Annotated in this window: 18 protein-coding genes; 8 read left to right on the forward strand and 10 right to left on the reverse strand. The window is 73.4% G+C overall.

Annotated elements, in window-relative coordinates; all coding sequences use genetic code 11:
* Positions 1–15 precede the first annotated feature (15 nt).
* Positions 16–1,110: a chemotaxis protein gene (locus AB0D49_RS35165; protein WP_362765936.1), complete on the forward strand. Its 1,095-nt coding sequence runs from the start codon at positions 16–18 to the stop codon at positions 1,108–1,110.
* 54 nt (positions 1,111–1,164) lie between these two features.
* Positions 1,165–2,184, forward strand: a complete 1,020-nt coding sequence (locus tag AB0D49_RS35170; protein ID WP_362765939.1) for a Gfo/Idh/MocA family oxidoreductase — start codon at positions 1,165–1,167, stop codon at positions 2,182–2,184.
* 25 nt (positions 2,185–2,209) lie between these two features.
* Here AB0D49_RS35170 and AB0D49_RS35175 read toward each other — a convergent pair whose 3' ends face one another.
* Positions 2,210–4,804: a long-chain-fatty-acid--CoA ligase gene (locus AB0D49_RS35175; protein WP_362765942.1), complete on the reverse strand. Its 2,595-nt coding sequence runs from the start codon at positions 4,802–4,804 to the stop codon at positions 2,210–2,212.
* A gap of 186 nt (positions 4,805–4,990) precedes the next feature.
* On the opposite strand from AB0D49_RS35175, the gene AB0D49_RS35180 reads away from it, so the two are divergent.
* Positions 4,991–5,911, forward strand: a complete 921-nt coding sequence (locus tag AB0D49_RS35180) for a dioxygenase (RefSeq protein WP_362765945.1) — start codon at positions 4,991–4,993, stop codon at positions 5,909–5,911.
* Between the two features lie 11 nt (positions 5,912–5,922).
* Here AB0D49_RS35180 and AB0D49_RS35185 read toward each other — a convergent pair whose 3' ends face one another.
* Complete coding sequence (locus tag AB0D49_RS35185; RefSeq protein WP_362765948.1) at positions 5,923–6,333, reverse strand: SsgA family sporulation/cell division regulator; 411 nt, start codon at positions 6,331–6,333, stop codon at positions 5,923–5,925.
* Between the two features lie 411 nt (positions 6,334–6,744).
* Here AB0D49_RS35185 and AB0D49_RS35190 point away from each other — a divergent pair, with 411 nt between their 5' ends.
* Positions 6,745–8,166, forward strand: coding sequence for a SpoIIE family protein phosphatase (locus tag AB0D49_RS35190; RefSeq protein WP_362765951.1), 1,422 nt, complete (start codon positions 6,745–6,747; stop codon positions 8,164–8,166).
* A gap of 45 nt (positions 8,167–8,211) precedes the next feature.
* Here AB0D49_RS35190 and AB0D49_RS35195 read toward each other — a convergent pair whose 3' ends face one another.
* Positions 8,212–9,699 carry a hypothetical protein gene (locus AB0D49_RS35195; protein WP_362765954.1) on the reverse strand — a complete coding sequence of 496 codons (1,488 nt, stop codon included), beginning with the start codon at positions 9,697–9,699 and terminating at the stop codon, positions 8,212–8,214.
* Positions 9,700–9,942: 243 nt separating this feature from the next.
* Here AB0D49_RS35195 and AB0D49_RS35200 point away from each other — a divergent pair, with 243 nt between their 5' ends.
* Both AB0D49_RS35200 and AB0D49_RS35205 read left to right on the forward strand, forming a co-directional pair.
* Complete coding sequence (locus tag AB0D49_RS35200; protein ID WP_362765957.1) at positions 9,943–11,127, forward strand: aminoglycoside phosphotransferase family protein; 1,185 nt, start codon at positions 9,943–9,945, stop codon at positions 11,125–11,127.
* 413 nt (positions 11,128–11,540) lie between these two features.
* The gene (locus tag AB0D49_RS35205) at positions 11,541–13,445 is read left to right on the forward strand and encodes an N-acetylmuramoyl-L-alanine amidase (RefSeq protein ID WP_362766013.1); all 1,905 of its coding nucleotides are present in this window, start codon (positions 11,541–11,543) and stop codon (positions 13,443–13,445) included.
* 16 nt (positions 13,446–13,461) lie between these two features.
* On the opposite strand, the gene AB0D49_RS35210 is transcribed toward AB0D49_RS35205, so the two are convergent.
* The 7 genes from AB0D49_RS35210 to AB0D49_RS35240 form a co-directional block, all read right to left on the reverse strand.
* Positions 13,462–13,959: a hypothetical protein gene (locus AB0D49_RS35210; RefSeq protein ID WP_362765960.1), complete on the reverse strand. Its 498-nt coding sequence runs from the start codon at positions 13,957–13,959 to the stop codon at positions 13,462–13,464.
* Between the two features lie 361 nt (positions 13,960–14,320).
* Entirely contained in the window at positions 14,321–15,226 is a 906-nt protein-coding gene (locus AB0D49_RS35215; RefSeq protein WP_362765962.1) for a universal stress protein, read from the reverse strand.
* A gap of 125 nt (positions 15,227–15,351) precedes the next feature.
* On the reverse strand, positions 15,352–15,594 hold the full coding sequence (locus AB0D49_RS35220; protein WP_362765964.1) for a DUF397 domain-containing protein: 243 nt from the start codon (positions 15,592–15,594) through the stop codon (positions 15,352–15,354).
* Between the two features lie 104 nt (positions 15,595–15,698).
* A complete protein-coding gene (locus AB0D49_RS35225) occupies positions 15,699–16,865 on the reverse strand; it encodes a thiolase domain-containing protein (protein WP_362765967.1) in 1,167 nt (388 codons plus the stop codon).
* Positions 16,862–17,944, reverse strand: a complete 1,083-nt coding sequence (locus AB0D49_RS35230) for a thiolase domain-containing protein (protein WP_362765970.1) — start codon at positions 17,942–17,944, stop codon at positions 16,862–16,864. Before AB0D49_RS35230 ends, AB0D49_RS35225 begins: the two co-directional genes overlap by 4 nt.
* A complete protein-coding gene (locus tag AB0D49_RS35235) occupies positions 17,941–18,894 on the reverse strand; it encodes an OB-fold domain-containing protein (RefSeq protein WP_362765973.1) in 954 nt (317 codons plus the stop codon). Before AB0D49_RS35235 ends, AB0D49_RS35230 begins: the two co-directional genes overlap by 4 nt.
* Before the next feature lie 16 nt (positions 18,895–18,910).
* The gene (locus tag AB0D49_RS35240) at positions 18,911–19,711 is read right to left on the reverse strand and encodes a crotonase/enoyl-CoA hydratase family protein (RefSeq protein ID WP_362765975.1); all 801 of its coding nucleotides are present in this window, start codon (positions 19,709–19,711) and stop codon (positions 18,911–18,913) included.
* Positions 19,712–19,951: 240 nt separating this feature from the next.
* Here AB0D49_RS35240 and AB0D49_RS35245 point away from each other — a divergent pair, with 240 nt between their 5' ends.
* Both AB0D49_RS35245 and AB0D49_RS35250 read left to right on the forward strand, forming a co-directional pair.
* On the forward strand, positions 19,952–21,553 hold the full coding sequence (locus AB0D49_RS35245; RefSeq protein ID WP_362765978.1) for an acyl-CoA synthetase: 1,602 nt from the start codon (positions 19,952–19,954) through the stop codon (positions 21,551–21,553).
* Between the two features lie 242 nt (positions 21,554–21,795).
* Positions 21,796–23,613, forward strand: a complete 1,818-nt coding sequence (locus AB0D49_RS35250; RefSeq protein WP_362765981.1) for a sulfatase — start codon at positions 21,796–21,798, stop codon at positions 23,611–23,613.
* The last annotated feature ends 92 nt before the right edge of the window (positions 23,614–23,705 follow it).

A 23,705-nucleotide genomic window follows, 5' to 3' on the forward strand; every position in this document is an offset into this window, starting at 1 on the left:
CCCTATGGTGCTGTCATGGAGCACGCACTGAGTCCCGCGACCCTTGCCGAGCTGCGCCGTCCGCGGCCCTATCCGGCCGTCTCCGTCCTGACCCCCACCCACCGCCGTGAGCCGGACAACGCCCAGGACCCGGTCCGGCTGCGCAATGTGCTGGCCGAGGCCAAGAAGCAACTGGAGGCCGATCCCGCGGTCACCAAGGAGCGGCGGGCGCAGGTGGTGACCCAGCTCGACCAGGCGCTGACCGAGGTCGATCTCGCGCACTCCGAGGACGGTCTGGTGATCTTCGCGGCGCCGGGTGAGCACCAGGTGTGGTCGCTGGCCCGGAGTGTGCCGGAGCGGGTGGTGCTCTCGGACACGTTCCTGACCCGCAATCTGGTCTCCGCGCAGGCCGCCGAGCGGCCGTTCTGGGTGCTGTCGGTGTCGGCGGACCGGGCCACGCTGTGGAACGGCGGCGGCGACCGGGTCCGGGAGGCCGTCGTCGGGGCGTTCCCCATGACCCGGGCGGCGGAGAACTTCGACCCGGAGCGCCAGGAGCAGATCGGGGACACGCCGAGCACCTTCCGCGACGAGCGCACCCGCGCCTTTCTGCGGGCGGCGGACGGCGCGATGGACGCCGTCCTGCGCGGCAGCCCCCGGCCGCTGTTCGTCACCGGGGAGACGACGGCGCTGGCCACGCTGGACGAGGTCGGGTCGGTCGTGCGGGGCGCGGTGCACGTACCGCACGGCGGGCTGACCCACGGCACCCCGGACGCGGTGTGGCAGGCGGTGCGCCCGGCGGTCCGGGAGGCGGCGGCGCGGGCGGTGCGGCAGATCACCGGGGAGCTGGAAGCGGCGCGGGGCCGCAAGGAGTTCGCGGCCGGGGTGGACGAGCTGTGGCGGAACGCCCGGGAGGCCCGGGTGCGGCTGCTGGCGGTCGAGGAGAACTTCCGGGTCACCGTCCGGGACGACGGCGACCATCTGATCCCGGCCGAGGGCGGCGACCTCGACGCCCGGGAGGACATCGTGGACGAGATCGTGGAGACCTGCCTGGAGACCGGCGCCGACGTCCGTTTCGTCCCGGACGGCACGCTGGGCGACGCCCGGGGCATCGCGGGCGTCCTGCGCTACTGACCGCCCCGCGATCTACCCTGGCCGGAGGTCTCCGGCCCGAGGGAGTGTGCGTACGTGGGTGAACTGCTGGGCGTTGCCGTGCTGGGTGCGGGGCACATGGGCGCGGACCACATTCGTCGGATCGGGCGGCGGGTGGGCGGCGCCCGGGTCGTCGCGGTGGCCGACCCCGACCGGGAGCGGGCCGAGCGGGCGACGGCCGGGCTGGACGGTGTGGCGCTGCACGCGGAGCCGGAGGCCGCCCTCGAGTCGCCGGGGGTGGACGCGGTGATCGTGGCCTCGCCGGACCGGCTGCACGAGGCGGCGGTGCTGGCCGCGCTGGAGCGGGGGCTGCCGGTGCTGTGCGAGAAGCCGCTGGCACCGGACCCGGCGGGCGCCCTGCGGGTGCTGGCGGCGGAGACCGCGCTCGGCAGGCGGCTGGTGCAGCTCGGGTTCATGCGGCGCTACGACGCCGGGTACCGGCGGCTGAAGGAGGTGCTGGACGCGGGTCGGCTGGGCCGGACGCTGATGCTGCACTGCGTCCACCGCAATGTCTCCTCGCCGCCCGGTTTCACCTCCGCGATGCTGATCAGCAGTTCCGTGTCGCATGAGATCGACGCCGCGCGCTGGCTGCTCGGCCAGGAGATCACCGCCGTCACGGCGCTGCGGCCGACCCCGTCCGGGCGGGCGCCGGACGGGCTCCAGGACCCGCAGTTCCTGCTGTTCGAGACCGCGGGCGGCGCCCTGGTGGATGTGGAGATCTTCGTCAACTGCGGCTTCGGCTACCAGGTGCGCTGCGAGGCGGTCGGCGAGCGCGGCAGCGCCCGGATCGGCGAGGACCAGGGTCCGCGCCTCACCGTGGACGGCGAGGCCCGCGAGGACGTCCCGCAGGACTATGTCGTCCGGTTCGCCGACGCCTACGACCGTGAGCTGCGGGACTGGGTGGCCGCCGCGCGGGAGGGCCGGGTCACCGGCCCCGACGCGTGGGACGGCTACGCGGCGACCGCGGTGGCCGAGGCGGGCGTGCGCGCCCTGGAGGCGGGCGTCCGCACGCCGGTCGACCTGGCCCCCCGCCCGGCGCTGTACCCGGACGCCTGACCGGCGGGCCGCCCCGCAGATCCCGTCACACGTCCGTTCCCCCGTGTGCCGCCCGCAGCAGCGCGCGGACGTCGGCGGGGCCGACCGGGCGCGGGTTGGTGAACGGCCCCTGGGCGAGCAGCAGCTCCGCGGTGCGGTCGATGTCGTCGGCCCGCATCCCGAGGTCGGCGAGCGAACGGGGCGCGCCGAGCGAGCGGGCCAGCCGCTGGATCGCGGTGGGCGGGTACGGGGTGTCCAGCGCCCGGCGCAGCGGTGCGAGCCGGTCGTGCGCGGCCTCCTCGTTGAAGGCGAGGACATAGGGCAGGACCACGGTGTGGGTCTCGGCGTGCGGCAGGTCGAGAGCGCCGCCGAGGACATGGCACAGCTTGTGGTGCAGGGACATCGTGGTGAGGCCGAGACAGGAGCCGCACAGCCAGGCCCCGTACAGGGCGTCGCCGCGCGCCGCGCGGTCCACGGGGTCGCGGACGATCCCGGGGAGCGCGCCCACCAGCCGCCGGACGCCGTCCTCGGCGAGCAGCGCGACGAAGGGGGAGGTGTCGGGGGCGTAGAGGGCCTCCGCGGCGTGCGCGATGGCGTTGATGCCGCTGGTGACGGAGGTGCGGGCGGGCAGGGTGAGGGTGAGGTCGGTGTCGTAGAGGATCGCGCGGGGCAGGACGGCGGGGTCGCGGCCGGTGGTCTTGCGGCCGGAGTCGGTCAGGCCCCACACGGAGGTGGCCTCGGAGCCCGCGTAGCTGGTGGGGACGGCCACGTAGGGCAGGCCGGGGTCCAGGGCGAGCGCCTTGGCGAGTCCGGTGGTGGAGCCGCCGCCGACGGCGACGCAGCCGTCGGCGCCCAGGTCGCGGGCCACCGCGCGGGCCTGTCCGGCGACCTCGGCGGGGACGTGCGTCCGGGCGTGCGGGAAGCGGCCCGCGCAGTGCGGTCCGAGCAGTTCGGCGGCGGTCGCGGCGAGCCCGGCACGGCCCGGTGTGGACAGCACGAGCAGCCGCCGCAGGCCCAGGTCGGCGGCGAGCCGGGGCAGTGTGTCCAGGGCGCCGGGGCCGAAGGTCACCCGGGTGGGCGGCGGCCGGTGGTCGAACGCGATCGGGACGCATCCGGTGGCGTCGGCTTCCATACGGGGCTCCTTCTGCGCCGCGACGGGGGCTGTCCTTCTGAGCTGGGCCTTGAGGACCTTCCCGGCCGCGTTGCGGGGCAGGGCGTCGACGAACTCCACGGTCCTGGGCACCTTGTACCGGCCGAGCCGCTCGGCGGCGAACGCGAGGAGTTCGGCGGCGTCGGCGGTACTGTCCGCGTGCCGTACGACGAGAGCCCGGCCGACCTCGCCCCAGGTGGCGTCGGGCACGCCGAGGACGGCGCACTCGGCGACGGCGGGATGGCGGTGGAGCACGTTCTCGACCTCGGCGGGATAGACGTTCTCGCCGCCGGAGATGAACAGGTCCGTCACCCGGTCGACGAGGGAGGTGTACCCGTCGGCGTCGGTCACGGCCACATCGCCGGAGCGGAACCACCCGTCGGTGAACGCGTCGGCGGTGGCGTCGGGGCGCCCCCAGTAGCCGGGGAACACGGTGGGCCCGGCGACGACGACCTCCCCCGGTGTGCCGGGCGGCACGTCCGAGAGGTCCGGGCCGACCACCCGGACATCGGTGAAGAAGTGCGGCACCCCCGCCGATCCGGCCTTCTCCCGGCTCTGCTCAGTGTCGAGGCAGAGCACTCCGGCGGTGGCCTCGGTCATGCCGTAGCCCTGGACGAAGGACAGTCCGCGGTCGAGATAGGTCCGGATGAGGGCCTCGGGGACGGGGGCGCCGCCGCACAGCAGGATGCGCAGCGCGGACAGATCGGCGTCGGCCCAGCGCGGCGAGGCGGCGATCCGGGCGTACATGGTGGGCACCCCGAACAGGAAGGTGATCCGGTCGTGCGCGATCCGGTCGAGGACCCGCTCGGGGTCGAACCGGGACGCGAGGACGACCCGGCCGCCTTTGAGGAGGGTGGGCAGACAGGTCATGGTGAGCGCGGCGACATGGAACAGCGGCGCGGTGACGAGGGTGATGTCGTCCGCGGTGAGGTCGAGGTCGATCAGGACGTCGAAGCTGTTCCAGTGGACATTGCCGTGGGTGAGGACGGCGCCCTTGGGTGTGCCGGTGGTGCCGGAGGTGTACATGATGACGCAGGGGTCCTCGGGGCGGACGGTCCGCTCGGCGGGCGGCCGGTCCGGCGCGGCGGCGAGGGCGGCCTCGTAGGCGTCGCCGACGATCAGGGCCCCGGGCCGCAGGGCGCGCGCGGTGGCCGCGTGCTCCGGACCGGCGATCAGCACACCGGCGCCGCTGTCCTGGAGCATGTGGGCGAGTTCGGGCTCGCTGAGCCGGGTGTTGAGGGGGACGAAGACGGCCCCCAGGGCGGCGGTGGCGAACAGGTTCTCCAGGAACGCCGGGTGGTTGGGGCCGAGGTGGGCGACCCGGTCGCCGGGGGCCACGCCCCACCGCTCGTGCAGCGCCCCGGCGAGCCGGCCGACCCGCTCGTGCAGCGCGCGATAGGTGAGCGGGGTGCCGTCGTGGACGACGGCGATCCGGTCGGGGCTCCTGCGGGCCCGCCGCCGGGGCCATGAGCCGATGCCCTGGTCCTGCATCCGGGGTACCCCTCCTCATCCGGTCGTCCGCCGCCGTACCGGCATCCGTACCCCGGACGACCTGCCCGCCCCCGCGGGGGTACGAACATGCGTCCCGGGGCCGCCCGAGCCGTTCCCGGGGAAGGGAGAGGGGAGAACGCAGGAGTCATGCAGGAGTCATGTGGGACCGGAGAAGGGAAGAACGGGATGACCGGGGACTCGACCACCGATGACGGCCGTACGGCGGACGTCACCACCCCCGAGGAGATCACCGCGGCCGTCGTCGCCAGCTTCGCGGACTGCCCCCGGCCCCGGCTGCGGCTGCTCCTGGAGCGGCTGGTCCACCATCTGCACGCCTACGCCACCGAGGTGGGCCTGACCCAGGAGGAGTGGTACGCCGGTATCCGGTTCCTGACGGCGGCCGGGGAGCTGACCACCGCCGAGCGCCAGGAGTTCATCCTGCTCTCGGACACCCTCGGGCTGTCCATGCTCGTCGACGCGCTCACCCATGAACAGGGCGGCACGACCACCGAGTCCACCGTCCTCGGCCCGTTCTGGGCGGCGGGCTCACCCGAACGCCCGTACGGCGCCGCTATCGCCGAGCGCCCGGCGGGCCCGGCCACCCGGGTCTACGGCCGGGTCCTGGACACCTCGGGCGCACCGGTGGCCGGGGCGGTGGTCGACGTCTGGCAGAACGGCGACGACCGGCTCTACGCGGTCCAGGACCCGAGCGCGCCCGAGCACCATCTGCGGGGCCGGTTCCGTACCCGCGAGGACGGCTCGTACTCCTTTGTCGCGGTCCGGCCGACGGCGTACGCCATCCCGGACGACGGGCCGGTCGGGCGGATGCTGGCGGTCACCGGACGGCATCCCTGGCGTCCGGCGCACATCCATCTGCGGGTCGACGCGCCCGGCTTCCAGTCGCTGACCACGCACATCTTCGACGCGGACAGCGCATACCTCGACTCGGACACGGTCTTCGCGGTCAAGCCGTCGCTGATCCGCGCCTTCGTGGCGCACGACGGCGACGCCCCGGGGCGCCCGGCCGGTACCGAGGGTCCCTGGTTCTCCGTGCGCAACGATCTCGTCCTGGCGCCCGCCTCTCCGCCGCGCTCCGAGGGTTCCTAGCCGCCCGGGGCTCAGGGCTGGCCGGTGAGTTCGTTGAGACAGCGCTCCACCGCGGGGCCGAGGTCCTCCGTGCCGGGGGCCACGACGGCGTAGGTCCGGACCAGGAAGCGGCGCAGGGCGGCGGTGTCGAACTGGAGCAGGGCCAGTCCGTAGGGCGAGTGGAATTCGAGGACGGTCATGGCCCGGCCGCAGGGCCAGATGTGGACGTCGCCCTGTCCCACCGCGCCGTCCACCCCGGCGGCCAGCAGGGAGCGGGCGAACGTCCAGACCACGTCCTCGCCCGCGAGGGTCACCTCGGGCGGGAAGGCGACATGCACGGCCAGCGGGTCGCTGGAGCAGTAGTGGAGAGTGGCGGGGACGGGGAGATCCCCCTCGCCGGTGATCAGTCGGGCGCGGGCGGGTTGGTCGAGGGTGATCTCCATGGCCGTCTCCCCTGAGGTCGTCCGGATTTCCGGGTGTGCTGTTACGACCCCGCACCCCCACTCCGCCGTACGCCTTCAGCATGATCAACTTGTGTGACCTGCGTCACACTCAAGGGGGTGCGCCCGTAGAACCCGGCCCGCGCCGCGCGCGAGGTCATCCGGTGATCCGTCAACACGCGTAGCGCGACTACGTCACCACAAGAGCCCCGCTGTAGGCCGAAGTCGCAGGACAGTCCGGCCGTGAAGACGGTGGCATATGCCCGAAGCACCACCGTATCGTGTGTTGCCAAATCCCTTACAGGGCGTCGCGGGCTGTGCCACAGTCGTAGCGGTCCCCTCGCCAGCCTGGTCGAGCCTCCCCCCGGTCCCGGTCCGCCCGGAGCGGGGAATCCCATCGCATCGGAGTGCGCCATGCCGTCCCCTCTCCCAGCGGACCGCCCTGCCGCCCAGCCGCCGGAAGGCGGCCCGGTCGAAGCGCTGATAACCCAGACGCGACGGCTCAGAGGCGATGTGGACGCCGTACGGAGGGACACCTCGCAGGACGACTGCGCACCGCGCCGCCGCTGGCAGCGCGCCCTGTACGACCTGGCACTGCATCAACTCGAAGACCTCGACGACCATCTGGCCCAGTTGCGCGACGGCCCGCAGGCCGCCGTCCCCGCCCCCCGCCGGGCGCCCTCGGCCCCCCTGCCCGCCCCGACCGGCGGCTCGCTGCTCGCCCGGGTCGGCAGCGCGGAGTGGGATCTGCTCACCGACGAGGCGACCTGGTCCGTCGAGCTGTACACGATCCTCGGCCGCGACCCCGCCGCCGCCCCGCTCACCCTCGACGAACTCCCCTCCCTGGTGCACGAGGAGGACCGCCCCCGGCTGACCGCGATGGTCACCGACTGTCTGGTCGACGCCAGGCGGATCGACGGCGAGTTCCGCGTGCTGCGCCCCGACGGCACCGTCCGCACCGTGCACATGATGGGCGAACCCGTACTCGACACCGACGGCAGCACCGCCTCCATGTGGGCCGTGTTACGCGATGTCAGCGCGCTGCGCCGCAACCAGGCCACGGTGAGCGCCACCGGTGACTCGCTGCGCCGCCACCGGGAGCGGGAGCACTCCGGGCACCGGCTCACCGTCGAACCGGGCGAGCCCAGCGCACCGGCCTGGCGCGGCTCCCTGCGCCTGCCCCGCCAGGGCACCGGACTCGATCTCGCCGCCCGCTCCCTGCCCGCGTCCACCGGCTCCCTGATGGGCGGCGACTGGTACGACGTCCTCGAACTCCCCGACGGAGACACCCTGCTGACGGTCGGTGAACTGACCGGCCGCGGTGTCGCCGTCGCCTCGGACGTGGCGATGGTGCTCGGCGCCCTGCGCGGTATGGCGATGGCGGGCACCCGGCCGGGCCAACTGCTGTCCTGGCTCAACCAGTTGCTCGACCACAGCGCCCAGCCCTCGCTGGGCAGCGCCGTCTGCTGCCGCTACCGCCCGGCGGACCGCGCCCTGACCTGGGCGCGCGCCGGACACCCCGCCCCGCTGCTGTTCCGCGACGGGACGGGGCGCCGGCCGAGCGCTCCGGACGGGGTCCTGCTGGGCGCGACCTCGGGCGCCGAGTACGGCGAGACCACGCTCACCCTCGTACCGGGTGATCTGCTGTTGTTCCACACCGACGGACTGGTGCCCGCCGACGGACGCGCCTTCGTGGAGAGCCCGCTGCTCGATCTCGCCCCCCGGCTGTCCGGGGCGCGCACCGCGCAGGACGGACTGGGCACGGTGGAGGACGCGTTCGGCGGCGCCGGACGCGAGGACGACGCCTGCGTACTGATCGCCCGGGTGACCCTCTAGACCGCGGCATGGCGGGCCGCGGCGCTCTTCAGGTCTACGCCGGGACTACGCCGGGGTGCCGCCGCCCTTGCCCTTCGCGCGGTCCAGGGCGGTCTTCAGCTCCGCCCTGAGCCCGCTGATCCGGGGATCGCCGGCGAACCGCGCGGTGAGCCGGTACATCTGCTCCATCCGGTCCCAGGTGCGGTGCGAGGAGTTGCTGCCCATCCGCTTCAGCGCCTCGCCCGCGTACGCGGCGCCCTGATCGGGGTCGTTCGCGATGAAGGACGCCGACGCCATCGACAGATAGTCGAAGATCTTCGACCGCTCCCGCCCGTCGTTGCGCAGGGCGAGTGCCTTCTCCGCGTAGTACTGGGCGTGCGCGGCGGCGGCCGGGTCGAACTCCGCCAGGCTGCGGTAGGACAGGGCCTGCATCCCGTACAGGTCCTCGTCCTTGAAGGTCTTCATCCAGGAGGGGCTCTCCTCGTCGCTCTCGGCGACGAACAGGTCCTCGGCCTGTCCCAGGGTGCGGCGCATGGCCTGGCCCTTGCCCATCGACGCCTGCGCCCAGGCCTCGATGGTGTGGAACATGGAGCGGGTCTGGGGCAGCATCTGCTCCCCCGCGCCCGAGTGGGCGAGTTTCATCAGGTCCAGCGCCTCGTCGGGCCGCCCCAGATGGATCATCTGCCGGGCCGCCCTGGACAGCGCCTCACCGGCGCGCGGCCGGTCACCGCCCTCCCGGGCGGCATGGGCGGCGATCACGAAGTACTTCTGGGCCGTGGGTTCAAGACCCACGTCGTGCGACATCCAGCCCGCCAGGGCGGCGAGGTCGGCGGCCACACACCAAAGGCGTCGCTGGAGGTGCGGAGGATGGTGGTAGGCGAGCATCCCGCCCACCTCGTTGAGCTGGCCCACGACCGCCTTGCGCTGGAGCCCGCCCCCGCGGGCCGCGTCCCAGGCGCGGAACACCTCGACCGAACGCTCCAGTTCCTCGATCTCCTGCGATCCGATGGGGGCGGCCTCATAGCGGTCGAACCCAGCGGGGTCGGCGTGCAGGGGGTTGTCGAGTACGGGAGCGTCAGGGGTCAGGGCCGGATCGGTGTGCAGCCAGTCGTGCATGGTGCTGCTGAGTGCGGAACCCGCGGCGAGCACGGCGCCCGCGCCCACCAGACCGCGTCGGTTGAGCATGAGGTCCATTCCCGTGAAATCGATGAGGAACGCGGCCGTCCGTCCGGGCGCCCAGGACAGGTCGCCGGGATGGTCGCCATCCCCGTCGCCCTGCCGTTTCCCCACGCGCCCGTGCCGGACCAGACCGAGGTCCTCGATGGTCACGACACGGCCGAGACGCTCGGTGAACAGGGCAGCCAGCACCCGCGGTACGGGATCGCGCGGGATCTCTCCCATGTCGATCCAGCGCCGCACCCGTGAGGTGTCGGTCGACAGCTGGGGGTGGCCCATGGCCGCCGCCTGCTTGTTGACCAGCCTCGCGAGTTCACCCTTGGACCAGCCGGCCAGGCCGAACAGGTCCGCCAGGCGGGTGTTGGATTGTCCGCTCACGTCAAGCCCCCAGGTTCTCGGCTGAGTTGACATTAGCCCGGTGATAGTTGCCGAGGGACTATTCGCCAGGGTTCGCCAGGGTCCGCCAGATGGTGTGCCACCGGGCATCCGGTGTCAGGTAGGAAAGCGCCATCCCGACCCGGCGGCCGTCCTGGTGACACGGTGCACTCCCCAGGGTGCACCAAGGCCGTCGGGCCGGGTGGCGTATGACGTCGCAGGCACACGAAGGGATCTGTTTCGCCCATGTACGCAGCATCGTCCTCCGTGTCCGCACCGCCCCGGCCGCTCCGCCCACGCACCCAAGGGCCGGTCCCCGCCCGTCCGGGCGAGGCCCCTCTGTCGGGCGGCGGCCCCTATCTCGCTCCCGCGCGAGGGGCGGCCGGTGCCGTGCTCGGCGCGGGCCGGGCCCGGCGGGCGGGACTCGGCAACCAACCGCTCAGCGGGAGACTCGACTTGTCCGGCCCCCAGGGCGCGCAACTGCGGACGGCGATCGCCTCGGTGCACCGGATCTGCCCGGAGTTCGCCCCGGTCCAGGTGCTGCGCCGCAGCAACCGCGCCGTACTCCTCGTCGGGACGACGGGACGCAGCACCGCCGTCGCCAAGTGTTTACTGGATCAGTCCCCCGCGTGGGCCGAGCGGATCCGGCACGAGATAGCGGCATACCGCTCGTTCGTCCGGCACCGCCCCCCGGTGCGGGTGCCGAGGCTGATCGCGGCGGACCCGGACAACTGCACCCTGGTCATCGAGCGGATGCCGGGGCGGGCCGCGGCACTGCACCGCCACCCCGCCGAGGCCCCGCCCCGCGCGGACATCCGGGCGGCGCTCGGCGCGATCTGCAAGCTGAACGCCTGGCGTCCCCCGGCGGGCACCTTCCACGCCCCGCTCGCCTACCCGGAGCAGCTCGCCCGCTTCCACGAACAGGGGCTGCTCACCGACCGCGACCTGGGGGACCTGCAAAAGCTGCTGCACGGCATCGCGGCGGGCGCGGGCCGCCACGGCATGGGCCAGTTCTGCCACGGCGACGCCCTGCTGTCCAATGTGCTGCTGTCCCCGGCCGGTCCGGTGCTGGTGGACTGGGAGCACGCGGGCTGGTACCTGCCCGGGTACGACCTCGCCACCCTGTGGGCGGTGCTGGGCGACGCCCCGGCGGCCCGGCGGCACATCAGCCAGATCGCCCAGAGCGCCGGACCCGCCTCACGGGACGCGTTCCTGGTGAATCTGATGCTGGTGCTGACCCGGGAGATCCGCACCTACGAGACCGCAGTGCAGCGTTCCATGCGCGAGCCCACCCCGGCGGCGGGGGCGGGAACGCCGGGAACGTCGGCAGGGGTGCCGAGCGGCGAGGAGCAGCGGCTGCTGCTGCGGCGACTGCACGACGACTGCCAGATGGCCCGCCGGGCGGTCCGGGCGGCGGTCGGCACCCGCTGACGGAACACCGGCGTGGCCTTGCGCGCACGCCGGTCCCGAGGGGAGAGAGCGGCCCGCGATGCGCTGGGACAGCGGCGCATCGCGGGCCTTTGGCATGTGCGGACCTGGGTATGTGCGGGCCTGGGCATGTGCGGCGCCGGCCACCGCGCCGCCCGGCCATTGGTGTACGCCGGTGACGCCCCGCCGGTCATCGGGCTACAGCCGCGAAACCCCGGCCGACCTGCGCCGACACGGTGGATCGGGGGCGGCTGGGCATGATTGACGGATCGTCGGGGAGCGACTACCACTGTCACCTCCGGCCCCGCGCCGCTCCGCGTGCCCGCCCGTCCCTGGAGGCTGTCGTGCGTCATCCCGTCACCGTCCGCGCGAGAAGGGTCCGCCGGGCCGCCGGTGGCCCGGCCGTCGCGGCGGCCCTGCTGCTGCCCCTGCTGGGCGCCGCCCCGGCGCCTGGCGTGGCGCCCGCCGCGGACAGCGCGGACAGCGCGCTGCAAGCGGCGTTCGCCACGGCGTCCGCCGAGTACGGCGTACCGCAGAGCGTGCTGCTGGGCGTGGCGTACCTCCAGTCCCGGTGGGACGGTCACGGCGGTGCGCCGAGCGTGACCGGCGGCTACGGTCCGATGCACCTCACCGACGCCCGTACGGCGCTGGCGGACGCCCCGCACCACAGCGCGGGCACCGAGGACCCGCGCGGCGACAGCGCCCGCCCGGCGCTGCTGCCCACGGCCGCTCCCCCGCCCGCCGGGCTTCCGGCGCGGCTGTCGACGCTGCCCCGGGCGGCGGAGCTGACCGGGCTGAGCCCCGAACGGCTGCGTACCGACCCGGCGGCGAACGTGGCGGGCGGCGCGGCGCTGCTGGCCGCGGCGCAGCGGGAGCTGGGCGCCCCGGCGAGCGGTGATCCGGCCCGCTGGTACGGGGCGGTGGCCCGGTTCTCGGGCGCGGACGACTCGGCGACGGCGGCGGTCTACGCCGACGACGTGTTCGAGGTGATCCGCTCCGGGCAGCGGCGGGTGACGGACTCGGGGCAGCGGGTGGCGCTGGCCGCCCGGCCCGCACTGGCGCCGGACACGGGGCAGGTGCGGGCGCTCGGGCTGCGGGACGCCTCGGCGGACGGCACGGAGTGCCCGGCCACGGTGTCCTGCGAGTGGATTCCGGCGCCGTACGAGCAGTTCGGGGACGGCGACTACGGCAACCACGATCTGGGGGGACGGCCGCGGACGCAGCGGATCGAGTACATCGTGGTCCATGACACGGAGGGCCGCTGGGAAGGGGTCCTGGACATGGTCCAGGACCCGACCTATGTGTCCTGGAACTACTCGCTGCGCTCCACGGACGGCCATATCGCCCAGCATGTGAAGGCGAAGGACGTGGCCTGGCACGCGGGGAACTGGTACATCAACTCCGGTTCCATCGGGCTGGAGCACGAGGGCTTCCTCGCCGCGCCGGACGCCTGGTACACGGAGGCGATGTACCGCTCGTCGGCCCGGCTGGTGCGGTATCTCGCCGACCGGTACGACATCCCGCTGGACCGGCAGCACATCCTCGGGCACGACAATGTGCCGGGTCCGACGGCGGCGACCGTGCCGGGGATGCACACGGACCCGGGGCCGTACTGGGACTGGGCGCACTACTTCGCGTTGCTGGGGCGGCCGTTCAAGCCGACCGCGAAGGCGGGGGCCGGGATGGTGACGATCCTGCCGGAGTACGCGCGCAACCGGCCGGAGTTCACCGGCTGTGCCACCAAGGGTGAGCCGTGTCCGGTGCACGGGTCGAGCGCGGTCCGGCTGCGGACCGGGCCCGGGACGTCGTATCCGCTGGTGAAGGATGTCGGGCTGCGGCCGGGCGGGGGGCCGTCCACGATCGATGTGAACGACATCGGCTCCCGGGTCTCCACCGGGCAGCAGTACGCGGTGGCGGGCCGGGACGGGGAGTGGACGGCGATCTGGTACCTGGGGCAGAAGGCGTGGTTCCACGACCCGGCGGACGCGCGGGTGGCGGTGCCGGCGAAGGGGAAGGTGGTCTCGGCGCGGGCGGGTCTGGAGAGCGTGCCGGTGTACGGGCGGGCGTATCCGGAGGCGTCGGCGTATCCGGCGGGGGTTCCGGCGCAGGGGGTGGTGCCGCTGCCGTACGCCTTGCCGGCGGGGCAGCGGTATGTGGTGGGGGGTGTGGTGCGGGGGGCGTACTACTACGCGGTGTCGTTCGATGCGGCCGGGCATCGGGTGGTGACCGGGAAGGACCGGTACTACGCGATCCAGTTCGGTCACCGGGTGGCGTATGTGAAGGCGTCGGACGTGGAGGTCCGGCCGTCCTCCCGGAGGTAGGGCGGCGGGGTGTCGCTCAGCCCTGCTGGAACAGTTCCGCCGGGAGGGGCTTGAGGAGGGCGTAGAGGTCGTCGGTGATGGGGCGGTCCCAGGCGGCGATGGTGACCAGCACGCCGTCGCTGCGGTCGAACTGGACGCAGGAGATCCGGCCCTCGGAGAGTTTGACGCGGCGGACGATCAGGAGGTTGTCGCCCTGCATCACCGGGACGTCCTCGGTGCCGGTGACGGTGACCTCCTCCTCGTTCTCCAGCGCGAGGAGGAGTTGGCCGACCTCGAAGGGGATCTGGCCCTCGGCGACGTCCCTGGCCGGGGAGCCCTCGGGGAGGTTGCCGATGATCATCGCGGGGCCTCGGCCGCCGAAGAGGTCGTAGCGGAGGAAGACGCCCTGGCAGGTGCCGTCGGGGGCGGGGAGGAGACCGGCGCCGAGATTGCCGGGCCAGTCGCCCGGGTCCATGGCCAGTACGTCGAAATCGGGCCCGGCGGGGGTGGCGCTGCGGCGGCGGAGGAACGACATGTGGCCATGGTACGTGGGGAGTGGGGGCCGGGGGGTGTGGGGCGGGGTTTCGGGGGGTGGGGTGCGGGTCGGGGGGCTGTGCGGGTGGGTTGTGGCTGGTTGCGCAGTTCCCCGCGCCCCTGGGGGGAGTGGGGGGCCTGGGGTGGGGGGCTGTGCGGGTGCGTGGGGGTTGATCGCGCAGTTCCCCGCGCCCCTGGGGGATCTGGGGGGCGGGTGTGGAGGGGTGCGGGTGGGTTGGGGCTCCGTGCGCGGTTCCCCGCGCCCCTGGGGGGGGGTCTGGGTCAGGGGCGTGGGGAGGTGTGGGTGGGTCAAGGCTTCGTGCGCGGTTCCCCGCGCCCCTGGGGGGGGGTGGCCCGTGCCCTTAGTTGGTGGGTTCTGGGGGTTGGGGGATTACCGCGATGGGGCTGGCTGCGTGGAGGAGGGCTGCTTGGGTTACTGAGCCGAGCATGGGGGCCGGGGCCGTCAGGCGGCGGCGGTGGCGGCCCACGACCGTGAGGACGGCGTCCTTGGACGCGGCGACGATCGCGCCGGCGGCGTCGCCGGGGACGGCGAAGGCGGTGGCCTCGACGCCGGGGTGGCGGTCGCGGTGGGGGGCGAGGAGGTCCTCGGTGAGGGCGCGGGTCTCGTCGGCGATGGCGTCCTGGTCGAGGGCGGGCGGCAGGATCGCCGCCGGGGTGGTCCAGACCTGGACGGGCCACGGGTAGGTGGCAACCGCGTGGACGCGGGCTCCTCGGCGGGCGGCCTCGGCGAAGGCGAAGTCGAGGACGGTGTCGTCGGGGCTGTCGACCTTCACCCCGACGACCACGCGCGGGCCGGGCTCGACCTCGGGGGCATCGTCCACCTCGCGGCCGGGACGCGGGACGACCACGACCGGGCACGGGGCGTCACGGGAGACGGCGATGCCGTTGGAGCCGAGCAGCAGACTGGCGAAGCCGCCGCGGCCACGGGAGCCGAGGACGATCAGCTGGGCGGTGTCGCCGAGTTCGGGGAGGATGACGCCGACCGCGCCGTCCAGGCCCACGTACTCGGTGTCAGGTGCGTCGGGGAGGGTGGCGAGGTGGGCGCGGGCCGCGTCGAGGATGTCGTCCTCGGCCGGGCCGGGCGGCAGGACCACCGGGGAGCCGGGCTGGGTCCAGGCCGCGTACTGCCGGACGTGGACCACCTTCAGGGGCGCCTCGCGCGTCCGGGCGGTGTCCACGGCCCAGTCCAGGGCGCGCACACTGTCCTCGGAGCCGTCGACCGCCGCGATGACCGGCAGCTTGCTCATGGTCCCTCACCTCCGGATTACGACCATCGCTCCTGGACCGTATCGGGTGATATCGGTCCAGGAACGGTTTCATCGTCGCATGGAGGGGGGTGGGAGGGGGCGGGGGGGTCCCTGGGGGAGGTGGGTCAGGTGAGGTCGAATTCTCCCTCTCGGGCGTTCGAGACGAACGCGCCCCATTCCGCGGGCGTGAAGATCAGCGAAGGGCTCTCCGGGCGACCGCTGTTGCGCATCGCGATGAAGCCCTCGACGAAGGCGATCTGGACATCCCCGCGTCCCCGGCTGCTGGACCGCCATTCGGCGTTGCTCAGATCCAGTTCCGGCTTGTCCCAACCCGTGAGCGGCTTGTGCTGGGTGGTGGTCTCGGCCACGTCCGTGCTCCTCCCGGTTCCGTCGTCCGCGGTCAGCCTAGCGACCGGTTCCCGGGGCCGACAGGCCACATGAGAGGAGTCTCCCGAAGCACGCGGGAAGGGTTTCAGGAGTCCGGCGGGCGGTCGCCCACCAACCACATGGAGAAGAACTGCGAGCCGCCTCCGTAGGCGTGGCCGAGCGCCGTGCGGGCCCCGTCGACCTGGTGGTCCCCCGCGAGTCCGCGGACCTGGAGCGCGGCCTCGGCGAACCGGATCATGCCGGAGGCGCCGATGGGGTTGGTGGAGAGGACCCCGCCGGACATGTTCACCGGGAGGTCGCCGTCGAGTTCGGTCACGCCGGACTCGGTGAGCTTCCAGCCCTCGCCCTCCGCGGCGAAGCCGAGGTTCTCCAGCCACATCGGCTCGTACCAGGAGAACGGGACGTACATCTCGACGGCGTCGATCTCCCGGCGCGGGTCGGTGATGTGGGCCTGGCGGTAGACGTCGGCGGCGCAGTCCTTTCCGGCCTGCGGGGAGACGAAGTCCTTGCCCGCGAACATGGTCGGCTCACTGCGCATGGCGCCGCCCAGCATCCAGGCGGCCGGGCGGGGTGCGCGGGCGGCTCCGGCGCGGTCGGTGAGGACCATCGCGCAGGCGCCGTCGGAGGACGGGCAGGTCTCGGAGTAGCGGATCGGGTCCCACAGCATGGGTGAGGACTGGACCTTCTCCAGGGTGATGTCGTGTTCGTGGAGATGGGCGTAGGGGTTCTTCAGGGCGTTGCGGCGGTCCTTGTAGGCGACGAGGGAGCCGACGGTGTCGGGGGCGCCGGTGCGCCGCATGTAGGCGCGGATGTGCGGGGCGAAGAAGCCGCCCGCCCCGGCCAGCAGCGGCTGCTGGAAGGGGATCGGCAGGGACAGTCCCCACATGGCGTTCGACTCCGACTGTTTCTCGAAGGCGAGGGTGAGGACCGTGCCGTGCACGCGGGCGGCCACGAGCTGCGCGGCGACCAGGGCGGTCGAGCCGCCGACCGAGCCCGCGGTGTGCACCCGGAGCATCGGTTTGCCGACCGCGCCGAGGGCGTCGGCGAGATACAGCTCGGGCATCATCACGCCCTCGAAGAAGTCCGGCGCCTTGCCGATGACCACGGCGTCGATGTCGGGCCAGTCCAACCCGGCGTCGTCCAGGGCGCGTCGGGCGGCCTCGCGGACCAGCCCGGCGATCGAGACGTCCCGGCGGGCGGCGACATGCTTGGTCTGGCCGACGCCTATGACGGCCACGGGCTCCTTGCTCATCGCGTCTCCCCTTCGAGTACGGCGATCAGGTTCTGCTGGAGGCACGGGCCGGAGGTGGCGTGGGCGAGCGCCCGGTCGGACTCGCCGCGGTGGATGCGGGCGGCGGCCTCGCCGATCCGGATCAGTCCGGCGGCCATCACCGGGTGCGCGGCGAGCGCGCCGCCGGACGGGTTGACGCGGACGTCGTCGCCGAGGGCGAGGGCGCGGCGCAGCACGATCTCCTGGGAGCTGAAGGGGGCGTGCAGTTCGGCGGTGTCGACGGGGCGGGTGAAGGCGCCCGCGCGTTCGGCGGCGAGCCGGGCGGAGGGGGCGTCGGTGAGGTCGCGGACGCCGAGGGAGTGGGCCTCGATCCGGTGGTCGATGCCGCGGATCCAGGCGGGGCGTGGACAGAGGGCACGGGCGCGGTCCCCGGCGGCGAGGATCACCGCGGCGGCGCCGTCGGAGACGGGCGGGCAGTCGCCGGTGCGCAGTGGTCGTACCGCGTAGTCGCCGTGCGGGACGGGGCCGGTGAGCTGGGCGTACGGGTTGGTGGTGGCGTTCTCGCGGTTGCGGGCGGCGACGGTGGCGAGGGCGGGTTCGTCGGTGTGGCCGGCGTCGATGAGGGCCTGGGTCTGGAGGGCGGCGAGGGCGACGGCGTCGGGCCAGAGCGGGGCCGTGTAGTAGGGGTCGAGCTGGCGGGTGAGGACGTCGCGGAGCGAGCCGGGCGAGGACTTGCCGTAGGCGTAGACGAGGGCGGTGTCGGCCTCGCCGGTGCGGAGTTTGGTCCATGCCTCGTACAGGGCCCAGGCGCCGTCCATCTCGACATGGGACTCGGCGATGGGGGGCCAGGCGCCGACGCCGTCGAGGGCCATGGTGAAGGAGAAGGCGCGGCCCGCGAGGTAGTCGCTGGAGCCGGAGCAGGTGAAGCCGATGTCGGCGGTGCGCAGACCGGTCGCGTCGAGCACCTCGTGCAGGACCGGCATCAGCATCTCGACCTCGGAGAGGTCGTCGCTGGTGCGCCGGTGGACGGTCTGCGCGAAGGCGACGACGGCGATCTCGGGGACGCCGGGCTCGGCGGCGGGGGCTTCTTCGCCGGTCACAGCAGCTCCTTGTACGTGTCGTAGTCCGCGTCGGGTTCGCCGGTGGGGCGGTAGTGGTCGGGGTAGCGGCTGCCCTCGGACCAGACGGGTTCCACCCGCAGGCCCATGCGGACCTGGTCGTAGGGGATGCCGCCGATCCGGCCGTGCAGGGCGAGGTCGGCGCCGTCCAGGGCGATATGGGCGTAGACGTAGGGGACCTCGATGTCGAGGTTCTTGGCCTTGATGTTGACGATGCAGTAGGTGGTGACCGTGCCGCGCGGGCCGGTCTCGACCTGTTCGGTGGTGGCGACGCCGCAGGTGGGGCAGGCGCCGCGGGGCGGGACGTACACCTTGTGGCAGGACGGGCAGCGTTCGCCGACCGCGCGGTGTCCGGCGAGGGCGTGCAGATAGGCGGTGGTGGCGCGGCCGGGGCTGTAGGTGTAGTCGAGGCGGGCCGGGGCGACGATGCCGGTGACCGGGTCGGCGAAGACGCCGGTGTGGCGGGCGGGTTCGGCCGCGTCGCCGTCGTACGGGCCGTCGTGGGGCTCGAAGCAGGCGATGTCGGTGATGGCGCCGGTGCGTTCGGCGGCCCAGCGGACGCGGACCCGCATCCCGGTGCGGACCGCTTCGGGGCCGGGGGCGTCGAGGGCGTGCAGCAGGGCGGTGTCGGCGCCGTCGAGCCGGACCAGGACCCAGGCGAAGGGGCTGGTCAGGGGCTGGCCTCGGCGCGGGGCGTGGTTCCAGGCCCAGGTGGTGACGGTGCCGGTGGGGGCGACCTCCACCAGGTCGCGGAGTTCGGCGGCGGTCACGGGGTCGTACTCGACGGGTGGGACGAGGGTGCGGCCGTCGGTGGTGCGTACGCCGAGGACGGTCCGTTCGCGCAGGCCGGTGAGGAAGGCGCTCTGGACGGGGCCGAGGGAGCGGGTGAAGGGGAACTCGACGACGAGGGGGGCTTTGAGGACGTCGGGCATGGCGGGGCTCCTCGGGTCAGGCGCGTTTGAAGTCGGGGGTGCGCTTCTCCGCGAAGGCGCGGGCGCCTTCCCTGGCGTCGGCGGTGTCGAAGACCGGCCAGCCACGGGCGAGTTCGGCGGCGAGGCCCTCGGTCTCGGTGAGGTCGGCGCTCTCGTAGACGGACGCCTTGACGGCCTCCACGGCGAGCGGGCCGCAGGCGTTGATCCGCTCGGCGATCTCCAGGGCGGTGGCGAGGGCCTCGCCCTCGGGGACGACCCGGCCGACCAGTCCGACGGCGGCGGCCTCGCGGGCCGGGTAGGGGCGGCCGGTGAGCAGCATCTCCAGGGCGTGGGTGCGCGGGATCTGCCGGGGCAGCCGGACCGTGGAGCCGCCGATGGGGAAGAGTCCGCGCCGCACCTCGAACAGGCCGAAGACGGCGGTCTCGGCGGCGACCCGGATGTCGGTGCCCTGGAGGATCTCGGTGCCGCCCGCCACACAGGCGCCCTCGACGGCGGCGATCACCGGTTTGCGGGGGCGGTGGTGGCGCAGCATGGCCTTCCAGTGCAGATCGGGGTCGGCCTTGAGGCGGTCGCGGTACTCCTCGCCCGCCATGCCGTTCCCGGCGAGCGCCTTGAGGTCCATCCCGGCGCAGAAGGCGCCGCCCGCGCCGGTGAGCACGATCGAGCGGACCGAGTCGTCCTCGTCGGCCTCGATCCAGCCGTCGTACAGGCCGACGAGCATGGGCAGCGAGAGGGCGTTCTTCGCTTCGGGCCGGTTGAGCGTGAGCACGAGGGTGGCGCCTTCGCGCGCCACGGTGAGGTGTTCGGTTCCGCCCATCGGTGGTCTCCTCTGCGACGGCACTTCCTGCGCCAGAACGAGAACAGGTTGCAGCAGTCGGGGTGGCACTTCAAGGGCACTCCCCGGGTTTTCTGACAGACAGTCAGATCATGCGGGACAGCAGCCGTCCGGAAGGTGCTGTTCTGACAGTCAGTCAGATTGGTGGTGCGCGGACCCTTCACAGTTGTGGCCCCCTTTGCTCTGATGACCGGCAACCCGAGGCCGAGCACAGGAGGAACGGTGGACTACAACCTTGCCGACCTGTTCGAGTCGGTCGTGGACGCCGTGCCGGACCGCGAGGCGCTGGTGTACGTCGACCATCCGGGCACCGGGGCCGAACGGCGGCTGACCTACGCACAGCTCGACGCGGCGGCCAACCGGATCGCTCACCATCTGCTGGACAGCGGGGTCCGGCCGGGCGAGCACCTCGGACTGCATCTGTTCAACGGGGTCGAGTACCTCCAGACCGTGCTGGGCTGCCTCAAGGCGCGGATCGTGCCGGTCAATGTCAACTACCGGTATGTGGAGGAGGAGCTGGTCTATCTCTACCGGGACGCCGATCTGGTCGCGCTGGTCTACGACGCCGAGTTCGGCGACCGGGTCGCCGCCGCGCTGCCCGGCACGCCCGGGGTGCGGCATGTGCTGCGGGTCGGGGACGGTCCGCTGGGCACGGCGTTCACGGAGGCGGCGGCCGGGGGGTCGGCGGAGCGGGGGTTCGCGGCGCGGTCGGGCGACGACCAGTTCATCATCTACACCGGCGGCACCACCGGGATGCCCAAGGGGGTGATGTGGCGTCAGGAGGACCTGTTCTTCTCCGGTCTCGGCGGCGGGGCGCCGACCGGGGAGCCGGTGTCCTCGCCCGGGGAGCTGGCGGAGCGGGTGGCGGCCGGCGGCGCGGGGATCACCTTCTTCCCGACGGCCCCGCTGATGCACGGCACCTCCACGCTCACCGCGTTCATCGGCTTCCACTTCGGGCAGCGGGTGGTGATCCACCGCAAGTTCGAGCCCGAGGAGGTGCTGCGGACCATCGAGCGGGAACGGGTCTCCAGCGTCTCCCTGGTCGGGGACGCGATGCTGCGCCCGCTGATCGACGCCCTGAACGGGCCGCTGAAGGGCACGGACTGCTCGTCGCTGTTCAGTGTGTCCTCGTCCGGCGCGATCATGTCGGAGACCGTGCGCCGCCAGTTCCTTGAGCTGGTGCCGAACGCCATGCTGCTGAACAACTTCGGGTCCTCCGAGTCCGGCTTCAACGGCACGGCGACCGCCGACTCCGGGCCCGAGCGCGGCTTCCGGGTCCAGGTCAACGCCCGGACCCGGGTGGTCGACCCGGCCACCCACGAGCCGGTCGCGGTGGGCGAGCCCGGCCGGATCGCCCAGTGCGGCCATGTCCCGCTGGGCTACTACAACGACCCGGTGAAGACCGCCGAGACATTCTTTGCGAAGGACGGCGAGCGGTGGGTGCTGCTCGGCGACATGGCGACCGTCGGCGCGGACGGTGTGGTCACCGTGCTGGGCCGGGGCTCGCAGTGCATCAACACCGGCGGCGAGAAAGTCTATCCGGAGGAGGTCGAGCAGGCCCTCAAGTCCCATCCCGATGTGTACGACGCGCTGGTCGCCGGGGTGCCGGACGCGCGGTGGGGCAGTCAGGTGGCGGCGGTGGTGCAACTGCGGGCGGGGGTGGAGCCGTTGTCCCTGGCGGAGGTGCAGGCGCACTGCCGGACCCGGCTCGCCGGGTACAAGATCCCGCGCCGGCTGGTCCTGGCCGACGCGATCCGTCGCTCCCCCAGCGGCAAGGCGGACTACCGGTGGGCACGGGAGGTGGCGGTCGCGGCGAGCGGGTGAACGCGGGGCGGCGGTGAGCGGGGGGTACGCGGGACTCGCGGGGCACGCGGCGCACGGGTGAACGCGGGGCGGCGGGGAGCGGGCGGACGCGGGGCACGGTGGCTGAACGCCGGGTGGTCCGGCCACGTATCCGTAAGGGCGGGTCCCGGCCACGGGGCCGTGTCCGCCGTGCCGTGAGGCCATCTCACCGCGACGCGCCGCACCGCACCGCAGCTCAGCTCAGCTCACGGAAGGACCACCGGGTGTCGCTGTTCGCTCGCCCCCGCCCTCGTCAGGAGCCGGACGCCGAGGAGGGCGAGGACGCCGGGGCGGCGACCGGGGACGCCACGGAAGCGGGCGAGGACGCCACGGAAGCGGCCGGGGACGCCGCAGAGGGCGAGGCCGGTACCGGGACCGAGGCGGACCGTGCCCCGTCGCCGCGCCGACGCCTGCACCTGCGCCTCTCCCCCCGTGCCGCGCGCCGCGTCGGACTCGCCGTCACGGTGCTCGCGGGGCTGCTCCTGTACGGCGCGCTGCTGCTGCCCAATCGGGTCGAGCGGCTGTCGGCGGGGGCGTTCCTGCGGCTTCCGGCGGAGGGGATCCTGCTCGCCGCGCTGCTGCTGGCGCTGCCCGCGCGGGCCCGGCGGATCGCGGCGGTGGTCTCGGGGGCGGCGCTGGGTCTGGTGACCGTGCTGAAGCTGGTGGACATGGGCTTCTACCAGGTGCTGGCCCGGCCGTTCGATCTGGTCCTGGACTGGGAGCTGCTGGACGGCGCCACCGGCTATCTGAAGGAGTCCTTCGGGCGCGGCGGGCAGGTGCTCGTGGTGACCGGGGCGCTGGTGCTGCTGGTGGCGCTGCTGGCCCTGACGACCCTGGCCATGGTGCGGATCGCCCGGCTGATGGACGCCCACCGGCGGCGGGCCGGCCGGACCGCGGTCGTCCTCGGCACCGCGTGGATCACCTGTGTGACGCTCGGGGTGCAGATCGCCGGGGTGCCGGTCGCCACCAAGGGGAACACCGAGTTCCTGGGGAACCGGGTGGCGCAGGTGCGGGCGGGGCTGCGGGACGCGGAGGTGTTCGAACGGCAGGCGGCCGTGGACGCGTTCGCCGATGTCCCGCCCGGGGAGCTGCTGGGCGGGCTGCGCGGCAAGGACGTGCTGTTCACGTTCGTGGAGAGCTATGGGCGGACCGCGATCGAGCATCCGGACTCGGCCGCGCGGATCGGTGCCGTGCTGGACGGCGGCACCGAGAGCCTGGCGGCGGCCGGGTTCGGGGCGCGCAGCGGCTGGCTGCGCTCGCCGGTGACGGGCGCCGGGAGCTGGCTCGCGCACTCCACCTTCCTGTCCGGGCTGTGGATCAAGAACCAGCAGCGGTACCGGACGCTGACCACCAGCGACCGGTCCACCCTGACCCGGTACTTCCGCGACACCGGGGCGTGGCGGACGGTCGGGATCGTGCCGGGGGTGCGGCGGGCGTGGCCGGAGGGCGCGTACTTCGGGCTGGACCATGTCTACGACTCCGAGCGGCTCGGCTACCACGGCCCGTACTTCAGCTGGACGCCCGTGCCGGACCAGTTCGCGCTGGCGGCGTTCGAGAGGCTGGAGCACGGACGCCGGGACCGGGGGCCGCTGATGGCGGAGATCATCCTCGCCTCCAGCCACAACCCGTGGGTGCCGGGCACCCGGATGCTCGACTGGGACGCGCTCGGCGACGGCTCGGTCTACGAGGAGATGGCGGCGGAGGGCGAGGACCCGGAGGATGTGCTGGCGGACGCGGACCGGCTGCGCGGCGCGTACCGGGAGTCCGTGGCGTACTCGCTGACGTCGCTGGTGCAGTGGCTGGAGCGGTACGGCGACGACGACACGGTGCTGGTCTTCCTCGGCGACCATCAACCGGTCCCGGCGGTCACCGACGGGCGGGGCGGCACGGACGTGCCGATCACGGTCGTCGCCCGGGACGAGAAGGTGCTCGACCGGATCGCCGGATGGGGCTGGACGCCGGGGCTGAAACCGGCCGAGGACGCCCCGGTGTGGCGGATGGACGCCTTCCGGAACCGGTTCCTGACGGCGTACGGGGAGTAGGGGGTGTCTGATGGATCTCCGTGGGAGAAGGAGCGGCGTTCGGTGCGTGCTCTCGGTGTGCCGGGCGGAAGCCCTCGTAGCGGAGCTACTAG

This window comes from Streptomyces sp. NPDC048290 (assembly GCF_040652095.1).
In the GTDB taxonomy this organism is placed as follows: domain Bacteria; phylum Actinomycetota; class Actinomycetes; order Streptomycetales; family Streptomycetaceae; genus Streptomyces.